Source organism: Haloarcula pelagica, assembly GCF_030127105.1.
Taxonomy (GTDB): domain Archaea; phylum Halobacteriota; class Halobacteria; order Halobacteriales; family Haloarculaceae; genus Haloarcula; species Haloarcula pelagica.
In genome coordinates this window covers 129,643-146,601 of sequence record NZ_CP126163.1, presented here as the reverse complement: position 1 = coordinate 146,601, position 16,959 = coordinate 129,643, and the positions used below count along the sequence as shown (strand labels likewise).

Annotated in this window: 16 protein-coding genes; 4 read left to right on the top strand and 12 right to left on the bottom strand. The window is 56.9% G+C overall.

Annotated features, from left to right (window positions below; all coding sequences use genetic code 11):
• Positions 1-56: 56 nt before the first annotated feature.
• The 10 genes from ppsA to P1L40_RS21820 form a co-directional block, all read right to left on the bottom strand.
• Entirely contained in the window at positions 57-2,333 is a 2,277-nt protein-coding gene (gene ppsA / locus P1L40_RS21865; protein ID WP_284011764.1) for a phosphoenolpyruvate synthase, read from the bottom strand.
• Positions 2,334-2,749: 416 nt separating this feature from the next.
• Positions 2,750-3,031, bottom strand: coding sequence for a hypothetical protein (locus P1L40_RS21860; protein WP_284011574.1), 282 nt, complete (start codon positions 3,029-3,031; stop codon positions 2,750-2,752).
• Positions 3,032-3,166: 135 nt separating this feature from the next.
• Positions 3,167-4,441 (bottom strand): TRAP transporter large permease, encoded by a 1,275-nt coding sequence (locus P1L40_RS21855; RefSeq protein WP_284011573.1) that lies wholly within the window; start codon positions 4,439-4,441, stop codon positions 3,167-3,169.
• Between the two features lie 2 nt (positions 4,442-4,443).
• Entirely contained in the window at positions 4,444-5,010 is a 567-nt protein-coding gene (locus P1L40_RS21850) for a TRAP transporter small permease (RefSeq protein ID WP_284011572.1), read from the bottom strand.
• Positions 5,011-5,048: 38 nt separating this feature from the next.
• A complete protein-coding gene (locus tag P1L40_RS21845; protein ID WP_284011571.1) occupies positions 5,049-6,188 on the bottom strand; it encodes a TRAP transporter substrate-binding protein in 1,140 nt (379 codons plus the stop codon).
• Positions 6,189-6,517: 329 nt separating this feature from the next.
• Positions 6,518-7,798 carry a histidinol dehydrogenase gene (gene hisD, locus P1L40_RS21840; protein ID WP_284011570.1) on the bottom strand — a complete coding sequence of 427 codons (1,281 nt, stop codon included), beginning with the start codon at positions 7,796-7,798 and terminating at the stop codon, positions 6,518-6,520.
• A 128-nt stretch (positions 7,799-7,926) separates the two neighbouring features.
• Positions 7,927-9,093, bottom strand: coding sequence for a UxaA family hydrolase (locus P1L40_RS21835; protein ID WP_284011568.1), 1,167 nt, complete (start codon positions 9,091-9,093; stop codon positions 7,927-7,929).
• A gap of 6 nt (positions 9,094-9,099) precedes the next feature.
• Positions 9,100-9,423 (bottom strand): UxaA family hydrolase, encoded by a 324-nt coding sequence (locus tag P1L40_RS21830; protein ID WP_284011567.1) that lies wholly within the window; start codon positions 9,421-9,423, stop codon positions 9,100-9,102.
• 49 nt (positions 9,424-9,472) lie between these two features.
• Positions 9,473-10,471 (bottom strand): YeiH family protein, encoded by a 999-nt coding sequence (locus P1L40_RS21825; protein WP_284011566.1) that lies wholly within the window; start codon positions 10,469-10,471, stop codon positions 9,473-9,475.
• 330 nt (positions 10,472-10,801) lie between these two features.
• Positions 10,802-11,554, bottom strand: coding sequence for an SDR family NAD(P)-dependent oxidoreductase (locus P1L40_RS21820; protein WP_284011565.1), 753 nt, complete (start codon positions 11,552-11,554; stop codon positions 10,802-10,804).
• A gap of 387 nt (positions 11,555-11,941) precedes the next feature.
• Here P1L40_RS21820 and P1L40_RS21815 point away from each other — a divergent pair, with 387 nt between their 5' ends.
• Positions 11,942-12,727, top strand: coding sequence for an IclR family transcriptional regulator (locus tag P1L40_RS21815; RefSeq protein WP_284011564.1), 786 nt, complete (start codon positions 11,942-11,944; stop codon positions 12,725-12,727).
• 806 nt (positions 12,728-13,533) lie between these two features.
• On the opposite strand, the gene P1L40_RS21810 is transcribed toward P1L40_RS21815, so the two are convergent.
• Positions 13,534-13,920, bottom strand: a complete 387-nt coding sequence (locus P1L40_RS21810) for a hypothetical protein (protein ID WP_284011563.1) — start codon at positions 13,918-13,920, stop codon at positions 13,534-13,536.
• Between the two features lie 106 nt (positions 13,921-14,026).
• Here P1L40_RS21810 and P1L40_RS21805 point away from each other — a divergent pair, with 106 nt between their 5' ends.
• The 3 genes from P1L40_RS21805 (at position 14,027) to P1L40_RS21795 (ending at position 15,690) form a co-directional block, all read left to right on the top strand.
• A complete protein-coding gene (locus P1L40_RS21805; protein WP_284011562.1) occupies positions 14,027-14,479 on the top strand; it encodes a hypothetical protein in 453 nt (150 codons plus the stop codon).
• Positions 14,480-14,562: 83 nt separating this feature from the next.
• Positions 14,563-15,387: an N-6 DNA methylase gene (locus P1L40_RS21800; protein WP_284011561.1), complete on the top strand. Its 825-nt coding sequence runs from the start codon at positions 14,563-14,565 to the stop codon at positions 15,385-15,387.
• 66 nt (positions 15,388-15,453) lie between these two features.
• A complete protein-coding gene (locus tag P1L40_RS21795; protein WP_284011560.1) occupies positions 15,454-15,690 on the top strand; it encodes a DUF7389 domain-containing protein in 237 nt (78 codons plus the stop codon).
• Positions 15,691-16,422: 732 nt separating this feature from the next.
• On the opposite strand, the gene P1L40_RS21790 is transcribed toward P1L40_RS21795, so the two are convergent.
• Positions 16,423-16,893 carry a DdfA family disk-determining factor gene (locus P1L40_RS21790; RefSeq protein WP_284011558.1) on the bottom strand — a complete coding sequence of 157 codons (471 nt, stop codon included), beginning with the start codon at positions 16,891-16,893 and terminating at the stop codon, positions 16,423-16,425.
• Positions 16,894-16,959: the final 66 nt, after the last annotated feature.

The window sequence follows — 16,959 nt, the reverse complement described above, 5'->3', positions numbered from 1 at the left end:
TTATATTTCGACCTACACCTCATACACATACAGATGTCGAATTTCTGGAGCCACATTTACTCTCGGACAGATTCGAGTATCATTTTCTGCTCGACACGCTTTACCTCCCCCTGTGTATCGTTAACGGCATCTACGTTGACACTGATAGACGTGATACCAGTGTCGACAAGTGTGCGTATCATCTGCGGTTTGGATGCAGCTTGACCACAGATGCTAGTCGAAACGCCGTATTCACGGCAAGTTTCGATAGTTTCGGTGATCAACTTCATCACGGCCGAGTGGAGTTCGTCGTATCGACCGGCGACAGTTCCGTTGTTCCGGTCGACCGCGAGTGTGTACTGTGTGAGGTCGTTCGTCCCGAACGAGACGAACTCGATATCGGTTTGGCACAACTCTTCGATGCAGAGCGCGCTCGCCGGTGTCTCGATCATCACGCCCCACGGGCGTTTCTTCGGGTCGATACCGACCTGTTCCAACACCGATGCCGCACGAGAAACGTCCTCGGCGTCGTTCACCAGTGGGAGCATCAGTTCGAGGTTATCGTACCCCATTCCGTAGAGCTTCTTGAACGCGCGGAGCTGGAGTTCGAAGGTTTCTGGCTCCGCGAGCGATCGTCGAATGCCACGGTAGCCCAGCATCGGGTTGTGTTCGTCCGGCTCTCCCTCACCGCCATCGAGCTGGCGAAACTCGTCCGTCGGGGCATCTAGTGTGCGAATCCTGACTGGTCTGGGGTAGAACGCCTCAGCAACGTTCCGCATCGAATCAGTGAGAGTGTTCACAAAGGCGTCAGCTCCATGGTCGGATACGTACTGTTGGGGGGTCTTGTTCGTCGAGAGCACCATATGTTCCATCCTGAGCAGGCCGACCCCATCGGCACCCGTCGCCGCCGCACGTGACGCAGCTTCGGGTATCGAGACGTTGACTTTGATGTCTGTCGCCGTCATCGGCTTGCTTGAAGGAGCGTGCAACTTCGACTCCGAGTCCTCAGACGATCCCGTCTCATCGGGCTCACGGTAACCGTCAGCGACGATTCCACGGTCACCGTCAACCGAGACAGCCTGGTCGTCGGTCAGCGTCCCAGTTGCCGTCTCTGTCCCGATGACGGCAGGCACCCCGAGTTCCCGCGAGACGATCGCGGCGTGACTGGTCATGCCACCCTCGTCGGTGACGAGCGCTGCTGCCCGCTTCATCGCCGGTACCATGTCGGGGGTCGTCATCTCTGTCACGATTACGTCGCCTTGATTGACCTTGTCGAGTTGGTCGAGTGTCCCGACGACACGGACAGTTCCCGTTGCCGTGCCGGGACTGGCACTCAGTCCATCGACCAGCACGTCGTCGGTGCTACTGTCCTGCTTCTCAGTGCCAGATGTCTGCCGGTCTCGAGTCGATTGCTCGTCGATAGTGGTGATCGGACGGGATTGGAGGAGATAGATATCTCCCCCACTGATCGCCCACTCGACGTCCTGTGGTTGGCCGTAGTGTTCCTCGATGCGTTCACCGAGATGATAGAGCGACTCTAATTCGTCGGCGTCAAGTACCCGTTCGTTCTGTCGGTCGTCAGGAACGGTCTCTTCTACTGTCTCGCCCGTCTCCGGGTCACGGACGTGCATTCGCTTTTTTGTGGCAACAGAGACGCTTTCGACAGAATCACTGGTACGGTCGTAGGTGTAATGGTCCGGAGAGACAGTCCCAGAGACGACAGCCTCTCCCAGCCCCCACGCCGCTTCGACCGTGATTTCCGGTTCGCCAGTCGAGGGATGACTCGTGAACAGCACACCGGACTTCTCGGCATCGACCATTCGTTGCACGACGACGGCGATGTCGACATCCACGTGGTCGAACCCCTGCTCCTCACGGTAGTATATTGCGCGCTGAGTGAAGAGCGATGCCCAACAGCGTCTGATCCTGTCCAGTAGCGCTGCTCGATCGACGTTGAGGAAGGTCTCCTGTTGTCCCGCAAACGACGCGTCCGGGAGGTCCTCGGCTGTCGCCGAGGAGCGGACAGCGACGAACGGGGCGTCGTGGAACTCGTCGTACGCCTTGAGGAGTGTCCCAGCAACACTCTCGGGGAATTCTGTCTCCAGAATTAGCTCGCGGGCGTGCTGTTCAGCTTCGGCAAGTGCTGCTGAATCCTCGCTGTCGATAGCCACCGCTTCGAACAGTTCTTCGGAGATTCCCGCCTCCTCGATGAACGTCCGATACGTGTCGGCGGTGACGACGAACGCTGGCGGCACGGGTAAACTGGCGTCGTGTAGCTCACCGAGCGACGCACCTTTGCCACCGACGATATCGACATCTCTCGCGTTGACTGCGTTCAGCCAGGCTACTGGCATATGGATGATCGTCACCGTCCCAGTATTTAAATCACGTGGATAGGCCACCCGAGACCCGCAACTAGGGAGACTGAACTGCTACTGGGACCACGAGTCCAACGCTAGCGTTCCACCGGCGGCAAGAACACTTCACGCTCGGCGCGGACGGAGTAGGAACAAGTCGTAGACGGAACCGATCCGATGGGAGGTCTCGGTCGATAGATACGGTCCGATCGAAGCGTCCCGATAGCGAGACAGGACGCGCCGCGCCTCGGTGAGTCCCGAAGCCGACACCGGTCGGTACAGAGGGCGGTCGTTAGTTCGTACCAGCCAGCGATCAGAGTGAACCAAGACTGAATCGAATCGGGGAGATACCGACGGATAGCACTGCTCCCAGCCCGCCAGAAGGGAACGATATGCGAGACGAAATCACCGGCTCAGGATTCGACACCGACATCGACGGGTGGCTCGGTAGAACCGTCTTGCTCTAGGTCCTCGGCTTCCCGGGCCTCCGACCGCATATCGGCGATGATAAACTCGATCGAGATGAGGGCAGATGCGACGAGCAGTATCAGAAATTGCTCTACACCGCCGAGGAACGGACTCCAGTCCACGAATGGTATAGCTTCCGAGTCCAGGAGAAGGTTCAGGAGGAATATCAGGACTAGCGCGCCGCTTGAGTACCGACCGAATTTGGCAAGTGAGTTGGCAGTTACCATCATGCCCAATTAATAGCAATGGATATAAAAAGATTTGCTCCTGTCCCTCAGGTTACTCATAGAATTTCCGAGCAACCCTGCGACAGCCCTGTTCTTACAGGTGAGCCCGGGCAGCTCCGAAAACAGGGTGGATCGCTATATGCCCCACATCGAGAGAATGGGGAACCATGCGATGAGCAAGATAATTCCCAACATCGCGATCATGAACGGTACTGCGGTCTTCGCGATATCGGTTATCGATTCACCACTGACGCCGGACATCACGTACAGGTTGAGTCCGATCGGTGGCGTGATGAATCCCACCGCAAGCGCGGAGATAAAGAACACGCTGAAGTGGACCGGATCCATCCCGATGCGCTCGCCCACTGGGAGCAGCAGTGGCCCCAGAACGAGGATATTCGGCGTCGTCTCCATGATCGCACCGGCCATGAACAGGAGGACGATCATGATGAGCGTAACGAGGTAGAAGTTGCTCGTGGTCCCGATGATCGCACTGACGAGCGCCTCCGGGATCCCCAGCGCAGAGAGGATCTGACTGAACAACAGCGCGATAGCGATAATCGGGGAGATGACCCCGTTCACCAGCGCACTGCGTTCCAGCATCTCCGGGAACTGCGGCAGAGATAGAGTTTGTAGTCCGATTCCGATGATGATAGTCGTAATCACGGCAACGGAAGATGCTTCCGTCGGGGTGAACGTCCCACTGTAGATTCCGCCCAGAATAATGAACGGAATCAGTAGCCCGTACTTCGCGTCCCACAGACTGAACGCGACATCGGTGACTTCAGGATGACCGGTACCGGTCTCGTACCCCTGATACCTGTTCACTAATACGTTCATCACGACCATGCCGAGGAGAATGGCTACACCCGGGATCAGTGCAGCTAGGAACAGGGTAGACGCTGAGATACCGAACACGAGGCCCACGATGATGTAGGAGATGCTGGGCGGGATGAGGATACCGGTCGAAGCGCCACTCGCAACCAGTGAACAGCCATACGAGCGTGGATAGCCTCGGTCCTCAAGCCGATCAAGTGTGATCCGGCCCAGAGCCGCCGCATCGGACGCGTTCGATCCACTGATCGCCGCGAACAGCCCACAACCGAAGAGGGTGGCAGTACCCATCCCGGTCCGGAACCCACCGAAGACGCTCTGAGTGAAGTTCAGTAGCTTGTGGGATAACCCCGTCTCGACGATCGCGTCCCCGGTGAGGATGAAGAGGGGAACCGCGATGAGAGCGAACGCATTGAGGCCGGTGAACAGAGTTTGCCCGAGGAGGATAGTCGGAAGGATTCCCGTCACTTCCAACAACAGATACCCTCCGATGCCGAGTGACGCAAAGATCGGGATACCTATGAGGATGAGGAGTGCAGTGAAAGCGAGAATCCCGAGGACAGCTGTTGAAACCATGGTTATGCGAAGAGTTGCTCCCCTTTGTACACTTCTCGGCCGGCCAAGACGTCCTTGACATCTCGGTACAGTGCCTGTAAGATGCGTACTGTAAGCAGCCCCATTCCGATCGGGACTGCGACCTGGAAGTAGATTTTGTTGACTCGCAACGCCTGGGTTGCGCCACCGAATTCGAGGAGCGTCTGGAGTTGTGGAATCGTCCACTGGATCGCGACGACGACGAAGGCAAGCATCACGATGTCGCCCAGAATGTACAAGAGTCCCGTCGTCCGCTCCGAGACGTACTGGTGGAGGATGTCGATTCGGATATGCAGCCGTTTGTGGACTCCCCAGCTCGCACCGATCCAGGTGAGGTAGATGAACATGAACCGAGCCGTCTCTTCGCCCCAGATGCTGGCGTTGTTCAGAACGAACCGGCGGAAGACCTCGATACCAATTATCGCGATGATGTACACGTAGATCGAGAGAAGGAGATACCTCTCGAGATGTTCGTTCAGTAATCCACCGGCTGACGCTATCCGCCGTCCCATCGGGTTTGAGCGGACGTTGGTTTGCAGGTTTTCGAGCATGGTCGATGATGATGATACGTCGATTTAAAACTACTGTGCTAGTTCGGGACTTCGAAATCGCTCTTCTGCTCTTTTGCCTGTTCTAGCTTCTTGAACGTCTCCATGTCGCCCGCCAGTTTCTTTTTCCAGCTGTCCCACTCGGAGCGCTGGTAGCCAGCTTTGTCCTTCCACTTCTGTAGCTGCGAGTCGGACAGGTCGTGGACTTCGACGCCCGCCTCTTCCAGTTTGGCCATGGAGTTCTCACGTGATTTGGGCACCTGGTTGAGATTGTCCTGGAACGTCTTCTCGGAGGCGTCATCCACAGCGCTCTGTAGGTCACTCGGAAGATCGCTGTACCATTTCTCGTTCATCGCGTATACCTGAGCATCTTCTACCATCTGTGTCCGGGTGATGTGTGAGACGAGATCGCTGAAACCGAACGTCACGAACGCTTCGATGGAGACGTGAAGCGAATCGGCGACCCCCTCCTCGATTGCAGACGGCGTTTCTCCCCAGGCGATCGGCGTCGGGTTCGCTCCGACCATCTTCCAGGCTTCTTCGAGGATCTGTGACCCAGGAATTCGATGTTTGAAACCGGCCATATCTTCCGGCGTCAGCACCGCATCCTTCCCTTTACCGACACCGATAGCCCGCGGATCGATGACGAGGTAGAACAGCGGTTCGAACCCGTTCTCCCGGACATTGTTGTGGACGTTGTTTTCCCATGCATCGCTGGTAACCAGGTTGACGAACTGCTGGTTCGTCCCCGCGAAGTAAGGGAGGTTGACCAGATCGACTGCCGATGCATACGGGGAGAAGTTCGAGAACGAGAACTGTGCGGCCTCGACCGTTCCCGTCTGAACCTTCTCGGCAAGTTCAGTTCCTGCACCGAGAACCCCATTGGGGTGAAGCTTGACCGAGATGCGGCCATCGGAAGCTTCCTCGACGTTCTCTTTGAACGCCTGTTGCATCACTGGGTACTCCTCCGTAGTCCCCAGTTTGTAGGCGGTTGCGACGTTCAGTTCGTATGTAGTTCCGCCAGCATTCGACGTCGACGCTCCGTCCTGTTCACTGCCGCCGTCCCCACTGCCTCCATCACCGCTCCCGGAACCCTGGTTCTCTCCGCTGCATCCAGCGAGAGCGACGCTACTTGCGGCACCGACACCTTTGATGTATTGCCGTCTGTTAATAGTCGGCATGGTAAGCAACACATGGCCATAGTATTAATAATTAACGATCATATATATCGGGGGTCGTCGGCCACGCTTCGGTTGCCAGTCGAGATTGAAGATATTCTGAAAATCAGACGCTACAGACTGCGAAGAGGCGTAGCCGGGGTCTGCGGTCGTGGCGAGGCCCACCACGTCTCCGAGAGCGTTCCAACTCGCCCGTGCTCTTCTGCTAACGGGGACCACTCCTCGAAAACGCTCACCACGCATACAGATCGAAACTGTCGATCCGGGACGAACCGACTCGGGGTTACGATGGAGCAACCCAGATCGGTAGTCGTAGCCGCTTCCGGTCGATTTCAGTCATCAGAGATTGGTCGTATCTCGGCCGATAGTTGATGTCCGTGCATCCCTTCCATCTCCGAGATACGAGCCGCGTACTCCGACAGGTGTGCAGCACCTTCCGCTGTCAGCTCCTGGTGTGTGATCGTCTTCATGTACGAACTGATCCAGCACCCGCCGTTGAATCGTGCTGTTCCGTGTGTCGGGAGGATATGATCGGGGCCAGTGATCTTATCGCCGAAGGCTACTGGCGCGTTCTCACCGAGGAACGCACCGCCGTAGTTACTCATCTGCTCGAGAATATCACGGGGCGCCTCCGTCATGATCTGGACGTGTTCGATCGCGTACTCGTCGGCGATCGTGACCGCTTCTGCATCGTCCTCGGCAAGCACGATCTGCCCGTTCTGATTCCAGCACTTCCGGGCCGTCTCTTCGGTGTCGAGTTGTGGTAGCCACGATTCGATCTCGTCGAGCGTCTGCTCACCTAACTCACGGTCGGTCGTGACCAGGACGGGCTGTGACGTCTCTGTGTGTTCTGCCTGGGAGAGGAGGTCGAGTGCGACGACCTCTGGGTCGGCGGTCTCATCTGCGACAATAAGGACCTCTGTCGGCCCCGGGAGCAGGTCGAGGTCGACCTCACCGAAGACCTGTCGTTTAGCCTCGAAGACAAAGACGTTACCCGGACCGGTGACGACATCTACCGAATCGATGGACTCAGTCCCGTATGCCATCGCCCCGATCGCCTGAGCTCCACCGATCTTGTAGATCTCGTCGGCACCCGATTGATCCATGGCGTACAACTGGTAGGCGTTTGCCGACCCGTCTTCCCGGGGTGGGGTACAGGTGATAACCCGGTCGACCCCTGCCACACGCGCGGGGACGATCGACATCGGTGCAGTCGCAATGTGGGTGAAGTGGCCACCAGGAACGTAGGTTCCGGCCGCTTCAACCGGAAGTGTCCGCTGTCCACAGACGATACCCTCACCGAACTCGCGCTCGAAGTCGTTATCTATCGATTCTTTCTGAGCCTGTGCGAAATCACGGACACGCTCGATGCTGTAATCGATCCGCTCTTTCTCCTCCTCGGATAGCTGGTTCCTTGCCGCCTGGATTTCGTCGTCAGTGACCCGGAATTCATCGAGTTCTACGCCGTCGAACTTCTGGGTCAACTCTCGAATGGCGTCGTCTTGTTCTTCACGGACCTGCGACAGAATATCGTACACGCTGTCACGGACTTCTTTGGTGATCTCCGTGGACTGCTCTGGTGCATCTTTGAGGTATTCTCTACTAGTCCCCATGTCTCGCACTAACTATTACACCATAATAAAACTTCTGTAGGTGTAGGTTTGATTTATATATTTGAATATTTGAATGAGTAGATGATAAAATGAATTTGGACTGCAGGACTGCTACGTACTGTTCGTCGTTACGTCGAAGGGCCGATACGGTGAATGGCGAACTGACTCTCACCCATGGCCTCGCTCATGGTCAGTTTGCCGTTGACGACATCACTGATCTCGTCCCAGAGTTGCTCGCCGGCCCAGTCGAACGTCTCGTCGCCGACCAGTGCTTCGCTGACGTCGACATCGGTCTGTTCAGGGACACGCTCGGCACTGCCAGGGTTGCCCGTGATCTTGATGGTGGGCATGATCGCGTTCGAGAGGGTGTGGCCCTGCCCGGTCGAGATAACCATGAAGTGGGCGCCACCCGCACCGATGCCAGTCACCGACTCAGCACCGTGCCCTGGAGTGTCCATGATGTACATTCCCGACTCGTCGGGGATCTTCGCACCGTAATCGATGATGTCCTGGATCGGGCCGTCACCTGACTTGACCAGCGCGCCCAGGGACTTCTCCTCGATGGTAGTGAGACCGCCATCCATGTTGTCGGGAGTCGGCTGGGCACCACGGACGTCGTAGCCCGTCGCTTGAAGGCGCTGGTTCCAGTTTTCGACGCGGTCGAGGATCTCCTGGCGGACCTCGTCGTTGACCGCGCGTTCAGAGAGTTCGTTCTCGCCGCCGAAGAACTCCGGTGTCTCGGCGAAACAACCACGTCCACCGTGCTCGTCGATGAGACGCCAGACGGCCTTCGCAGTCGCCTTGTGCTGGCAGAGACCGCTCGTCGTGTCCGAAGTGGCGCAGTTGATCCCGAACGTCAGATTCGACATGTCCGCACGGACACGGTTCTGGTTGCTAGCCTCCTGTACCATATCTTTCGCCGCGTTGACGGTGGTCTTGAGCCCGTTCATCACGCCCTTCTCGCGGTGGATGTTGACCGACTCGCTCGGGCGGCCTGTCTCGGCGACGTCTTCGGCCAGTTCGTCTCCGTCGACGATCTCACCAGCGTGTGCGACGACGACTGTCCCATAGACGTTCGGATGGGTCCCATACCCCAGGAGAGTACGGTAGGTCTGGAACACGTCGGGCTTCGTCTGACAGCGTCCGAGTGGATGCGTAATCGGAACCGCGTTCTCGACGATATCGGCCGCACGCTTCACAGTATCGTTGGCATAGGGCGCTGTAGAGATGATAGCGACGTGGTTTCGAATGCCGATACTTCCGTCCTCGCGCTCGTATCCAAGGAATTCACTCATCTGTATTCACTCACTCACCGCGGCGGTCTCTGTCTCGTCTGCGAGGTCACCACGTCCGTAGTTGCTCTCGACGTTGTGGACGTGGACCCACGTACCCGCGGAGATGTCCTCCGTTGCGTTGCCGATACTCTTCCCGTACTTCGTGATCGTCTCGCCCGCAGCGATATCTTCGATCGCGATCTTGTGTCCGAACTGTACGTCGTCGGAAACCTCGACAGTCCGTTCGGTATCACCGACACCGACCGTAACTGTCTCACCAGCTTCGAGTTCCCGGAGTGCTGTCGCAACGTTGTCTTCTGGTTCGACCACCTCTAAGTACCTATCGGGCATACATGACTCCAGTTCAGTTACGCACTCATAAATGTTCTGGTAGTGGAGTTTAGAACAGCGAGAAGACGACGAAGAGAGTGATCAGACTGACAGTAGTGAGATGGACGAGTACGACCAGGACAGGCTTGATTCCCGTTGACCGGAGTTCCCTGAGACTGATATCGAAGCCGAGGCCGACGAAGGCCAGGAGGAACAGCCAGTCACGTACTGTACCGATGGAAGAGATAGCTCGAGCCGACGGGTCGGCCACGTTGGCGAAGACAACGACGACGAGAAACCCGAAGAGGAATTTCGGAAACTGGCCCCAGAGCTTCGAAGGAGCCAGCTGATCGGTTTCAGCAGTAGTATAGCGGATAGCATACGCGACAGCCAGTATGCCGATGAACGTGTTCCGAACAAGTTTCGTTATCGTTGCCCACTGTCCCGCCGACTCGGAGACGGCGAAGCCAACGGCTGCTGTCGGGCCAGTACTGAAGAGGCTCAATCCAGCCCAGATACCGAACTGCTTGCTCGAAAGCGGCAACAGTTGACTGGCCAGCGGGAAGACAACGAGTGTGACAGCATCGAACAAAAGTATCGTCGCAACAGCGTAGGTGATGTCCGTTTCATCGACTTCGATGCTACCTGACACAGCCAGGACAGCAGAAACACCGCAGACACTCGCACCAGCAGCAAGCAACGATCTCGTCTGCTTCTTTATTTCGAAGAGCCGGCCGACGATCCACTCCATGTACAGGATACCGAAGAGCACCATGACGCCGGCCAGCAGCGCAACGATCGGACCGGTGTCGATGATCTCGGCCAGTGTGAGACGAGCCCCGAGCAGCACGATTCCGGTCTGGAGGAAGAGTTTGTGCGTGTCTAATCCAGGGCGAATCCAGTGAGGGACACCGGCCATATTGCCGATGAGTGCGCCAATGCCGATCGCGACGATAAGCGGAGTCGTACCCGGGGTTGCGTTCCCGAGGTACCGGGCGATGACAGCGATCCCGAACAGTACCAGAATACCCGGAGCTACGTTCCGTAGACCCGTTCCCGGAGTCGTCATCAGGGGAGGACTCCTGCAATGTACGGGAGCACGATGAGTATACCGAACAAGCTTGCTTTCCAGCCACGGTCCAGCGCTTCCCAGCGATGCAATACGGTGGATTTGATTTTTCCACTACCCGATAATCCGCCGGTCTGCTCAGACATACTCACACGAAACAGAGAGTAGGAGTTATTTATATTTACTGGTGGATCGTTCGAGAGATGGACACCTCACGCTGAAAATCACAGCTGTCTCACTGATTCAGGCACGCACAGTACCGAGACCCGAGGCAGAGATCCGCTGTAAACAAGCGGGGTTCTATCGCACACCGCAAAGAGGTGTGGTCAATCAGACGATAGAGAAGCCTCCGTCAGCGATCAGCACGTGCCCGTTGACGTAACTCGCCATATCCGAGGCGAGGAACGTCGCGACGTCGGCGATCTCTTCGGGCTCAGCTAACCGGCGGAGCGGCGTCGCGTCCTCCAGATACGATTGACGCTCTTCGCTCATTATCTCGTGAACCATCGCAGTCAGCGTACCGCCAGGCCCGACAGCATTGACCCGGATTCCCTTTGGGCCGTAATCGATCGCGTTTTGACGGGTCATCATCGTTACGGCACCCTTGGAAGCACAGTACGCAGGGGCGTTCGCCCGACCAATCTTCCCACTGATGGAAGAGATATTGACGATGCTCCCACCGCCTTGCTCGGTCATATGATTGAGTGCAGCTTTCGTCCCGTAGAAGACACCATCGACGTTGATACGCATCAACTCTTCCCAGTCCTCGACGGGCGTTTCGTGGAGCAGGGTCTGCTGAAGGATTCCAGCGTTGTTGACCATGACGTCGACCGAACCGTACTCGTCTGCTGCTGTATCGACGAGGTTCTCGATCTCATCGTACTTGGTGACATCCGCCTCGACGTGCATCGCTTCGCCACCATGGTCGTTGATCGCGTCTGCCGTTGACACTCCGCCCTGTCGGGGGTCTCGTCTGATATCGCCGATGACGACAGTCGCTCCGTGATCGGCGTAGTTTTCGGCAATCGCTCTCCCGATACCACTCGCACCGCCAGTGACGACAGCTGTCTTACCGTCAAGCATTACACACGCAGTGTGGAGGGTATAGTATATAAATCCACCCGCAACCCCACTGTTCAATTGTGTAGAATTCGCGGGCGCCCAACCACCCATGATAGACGTTAACAATATTTGAATGATCGATGGACCGACGCCGTAGATCGGGTCTCCCAGGCTGGAGGCCACCACCAGCAACAATTAGAGAAAGTTCGACTCATTCGAACGGTATATCGGACTGATCGAGAGCGAATACAGCATGCAACAGAAATCTGTATCGATCTATCCCCGGCCCTTCCGCCATGTGAACAATACACAGTCATTGAGGGTGGGAATAGACCGGTGGCCCGGCCTGGCTTGAATATTCGAATGAATCGAACAAGGTTTATTATGTAGCATAGTGATTAACCGGATATGAGCGAAAATCACGGGAATACGGAACGAACGACCGAGAAATTGCTCAGCATAATCTCGGCACTTCACGAACAGGGTCCACAGGGGGTGACAGAACTCGCGACGTATCTGGATATCCCAAAAAGTACGGTTCACTATCATCTTCAGGCACTCAAGGACCAGGGATACGTGGTCCAGACCGACCAAAAGTACCGGATCGGGCTACGCTTCCTCGAGATAGGCGGGCAAGCACGGCGTCGAATCCCGTTGTTCGAAGCTGCAACGGACGAGATCAATGATCTTGCAAACGAGACTGGCGATCTAGCGATCCTCATGGTGGAAGAGCAGGGATTGGGCACCATCCTGTACAAACAGGCCGGTAACGAGGCGATAGATATGGACGCATCGATCGGTCGACGAGCACGGCTCCACGACAGGGCGCTCGGAAAAGCGATTCTTGCCCACCTCCCCGAAGACCGGATCGAAGCAATCGTTCAGGAGTACGGGCTTCGTCAGACGACAGAGCACACAATCCACGATCGCGAAGAGCTGTTCGACTCATTGGAACAGATTCGGGAAGAGGGTGTGTCCTACAACCGTGGCGAAGCGGTCGAGGGCCTTCGTGGCGTTGCAGTCCCAATCCTCACAGACGACGGCGAAGTCCTCGGTGCAATCAGCATTGCCGGGCCTGCAGCACGGTTAGACGGCGACCGGTTTACCGAGGAACTGCCAAACCGCCTGTTTCAGGCTAAGAACGTGATCGAGTTGAAGATCCAGAAGAACGCCAATTCACAGCTGAATCACTGAGCTGGCAGTTGCACCCCTCGCAAACCACAGAATAACAGTAGTACATATATTATTCATTACTCGGAATGTAGCTAATAGCTTCATAACAGCTGTACACACGTTACACGCTACGGCCGGTAGCTCACAAGAGCCATCACAGCAGGGTATGAACATACAGGGTAGCAGATATATTTTCGGATTTTGTCCCTACCTTTTCGACATTATACCCATTATGAAACCATATTTCTCCATTTATTCTCATAATTGAGATTTTACCTACATATACTCTGCTTTTTCTATATCATATACGTTTCTTCCCACGTAACTGCATTTTTAATTTCTTATTCGAGGATATCTGCCTAGATAGGTGAATTCTCGGTCAGAAGCGGCTCGTGGCCTATAGCAAGTCTTTCGCCCCGAGAACCGGTTCCAGGACATATTATTCTTGAATGGGAAACCTCGTTCGAACACTGATGATCTCACAGAGAGGCGAGTAGGTCGAGCAGGCTGACCCCCATTGTATCGACGAGTCCTAGAATCGTGAGTTCACTTTCGTGGGTATCGACTCGGAGTCCGAGTCTCTTGTCGACTGTGTTGGTCTGAGAAAATCCCGGTATCGACGTCTATGCAACCGGTCTGGCTCTATTAACTCTTCCCAAACTATCCAAAAGTACGAACCGTCAAAGTATCGTATAAGAGAAACGCTGGACAGTGGAACCGACTGTTTTTCAACCCTGAATTGCTACCGTCTGGTGGTGGCGATGACGAACTGGTACCCCCGCTAAAACCATTCTAGAAATCCGCCGGCTCGAATATCGAAGCTGTACCTACACGGACGGCGACTGACTGCCGTCGATCCGGACAGGAAAGCAGAGATCGCCGAGAGCGGCCCGCTGGCGGAGCACACACAGATGCGGGCAGACTGCGGTCGCCTGGAAGACCTGGCAGCTGCACCAACCAGCATGCTCGCCAGAGGGGTACTCGGCGAGCGAGCAGTTGGCCGGGCAGTCGTCGTCGACAGCGACCAGAAACAGGTCCGGGCGACCGCCGCGGTCGATGTCGACGCTCGCCTCGAGTGCAGCACTCCAGGTCGTCGATCGGGACTGGCGAATCGTCTCGAAATCGAGGTCGCGCGTGCCCTCGGGCTGGCGAGCAACCCACTGGTCCGGGGCAGAACGATCGCTGGTCGGAGCGGGGGACTCGGCTGTTTTCATCGGGGAGTCCTCGTGGTCTTTCGTACTAGCGCTAAGTGCAAGAAAGTTAGGATAGACGCAATCTACGCCTGATTTTCTGCATCTCAGGGGAGGTGAGAGATCCACTATGGGAAGTGCCTACACATCCAGTTCACGGAACGCGAGCAAAAAACGAACGTGGCGCTGGAAAGACGAGTCAGATCCCGAACCACTGCCGCAATCCTGGGCCGACGGCGGCCGTCGCGAGTCGCCCGGTCCAGAGCAAGTGCCCGTGTATGCAGTCCAGGTTCGCGCCGGGCTCTTGCTGGAGTGGAAAGTCAAACCCGGCAGCCGGAAAGTCACCGGGGCGCCGTTGCGCGAGCGGCCAGCGATTCGAGCCGTCTACGTCACCGAGAACGCTACACAGGCCATCGTCCAGGAGTGGGACGCGACGAAGCGATCGAGTGGCTGGGTGCCCGACAAGGACTTCGCCAGTGTGCTCGCCAAACGTCCCGAGAAACTCGATCCTGTTGGGCCGACAGACCAGCAACTGTTCCAGCGCCTGTTGGCTAACCTGTACGACCTCGGTCGCTGCTCTTAACCAACGCTGAGCCGGGTCGCCGTGGGATTGTTGGTTAAGACGCAGTACTCCCCCGTTTTCTGTTCCTCCAGAGGGGTGAGAGGATGGCTTCTCCACACGTCGACGTCGACGACCTCGTTGCGACGCTCGAACAGATCCGCCAGCGCGGCCACAGCGCCCATACCGTTTTCCGCGACTGGGTCGAGTTGATGCTGTTCGCGCTCCAGCGCCGGGACGAGCCCTACTTGGAGATTCTCGAGGGCTATCGCGATAGGGCCGACCTGGACCAGCCCGAGGGGCAGCGCTCGGCCGACCTCTTCGCCACGGCGTTCGGCCAGCTCCAGGAGCGCATGGCAGAGACCGACGCTGATGTTCTTGGCGCCGTCTACGAGGAGTACGGGATGTCCAGCGACGCATTCGGCCAGCACTTCACTCCACACTCTGTGTGCGAGATGATGGCCGAGATCTCCGGAATCGTCGACGACAACGAAACCGGTGGTCGACAGACAGTCCTCGATCCGGCCTGCGGGAGCGGGCGGATGCTTCTGGTCGGCGGTCGGCGCCATCCGGAAGCGCTGTTTGTCGGCCAGGATAAGGACCCGCTCTGTGCGAAAATGGCAGCGCTGAACTGCTGTTTCTTCAATCTCGACGCCTACATCGTCCAGGGCGACTCGCTGACCGTCGAGTACCAACGAGCCTGGCAGACATCCCACTCGCCGATGGGCGGGAGCGTTCGCGAACTCGACAAAGACGAGGTCGAGGACCTCCGGGAGTCGCTCACCTCGGCGTTCGAGAACACGGCCGAGGAGGTCGCCCCAGACGACGCAGGACAGGACTCAGAGCGCCAGGAGGAGAGCAGGTCGGTGTCCGTCTCAACGCTATCTGGCGGCGAGCAGGCGTCGTTGCTAGCCTTCGACAGCGACCACTGACCGTACTTTTCTGCGCCCCCAGCGGGGTGAGGGGCGTTCCAGAGAGAGCGTTCCCGACACAAAACCATGTCAGACGACACTTCAGCCGACGTCGAGCGTATCGAGCGAACAGATATCGGGACCAGCATGGAAGCCCGGCTCAAACGCGGTACTGGAACCCGTGACGAGGACCAGGTCACCATCAAAGCGAAGGGCGAGACTGCCGAAGAGACCATCGACGAGTTCTACAAATTGCTCGCTGAGTACGACGACGAGATCAGCGACCGACTCCGTGATATTCAGCCCGACAAGGCGGATTCCTGAGAAGTCCTAGTAGATTTTTTATGCTAGGAATTAGAAACAAAACCCACCGCTCGCTTGAAGGGGCCAACCGGCTCCGACAGGAGCTCGCTGCGGCTTCGATACGAGAACGCACCGTAGCATAGCAGGGGAGGCCCCGCCTGTGCTCCCGGTGCCCGAGGCAATCGGAATAATCAAAGTTTCGTCACGCCGTGTGAAAGATCTGTACTAATCCTGTCGCCATCGTGTGGTTTAGGAAGCCAGCCGATCAGTCATCGTCAGCGGTGGAGGCTCCGACCTCAACCGGCTACTCCAGATGGCGGAACGTGACTGTTCCTCCCAGAGAGGGAGGGACGCGGGAATCCGTATCGAGTTCTGAATCGCTCTGTGTAGCTGTCTCCGCGTCCCGTCAATTTGTATGGTACTAGTAAATAATAGTCTATTTTCAATATGTCTGAAATTCAAACCCCAGTTATTGTCCCAGCTTTAACGAACTGGTTTCCAGTTTCTAGATCAGCGGCCGGTGGGTAGCTGACTTAGGCCCGTATGCGCCAGTGTCTTGTCCGCCCGCGTGGTGTCTGTCAGTTTCAGTATCGGCCATGGAGAAGGTCTACGAATCGTATCCTGCCCTCGAATCGGAAACCAACGGTTCATAGATCATGATGACGGTGCTGTTGCGTATCTACCCTCAGATAGTCGAATCGATATCTCTCTACCCGAGATTCGGTTCGGATAGTATCCGCATCCAGTACTAAGTCACCGGCCAGCGATTATCTCGATTCGCCAGTTCTGCGAAGGGGTCTCGTCCCGAACAGGCCAGGCACCACTGACGTCGACACCGTTCGCCGCCGCTGCCCGGACGAGACGGGCCAGTTCTCTCTCGAAGGTCGCCTCGTCAATGCCATCCTGGTCTGGTGCGACACCGCCAGTGCGAACAGTCACCTCACCGTCGTGGGTGACCGTGACCTCGTCGCCATCGTAGTCGAAGGTTATCCGACAGTGCCCCTCTGGACGAGACGAGTCAGCGGAGGAGGTGACCAACTGATCCAGAGCGTCCACATCGACGTGGCGGTACAGCGGAGCGAGATCGATCGGGTCGGTACCGCAGTGGTGTGCAATCGCGTCGACGACTGTCCCAGAGATGGGCCACTCGTCGCTCCAGTCGTGGGTCGCGTACGACACGTGTTCTGCGTGTTCGTCGAACGGGTTGGGTTGCTCAGAACTCATTTGAATCACCGGCGAGGGACGATCCTCGGTCTTGGATAGGGGATGACACCTGCGGCCTGGATGCGC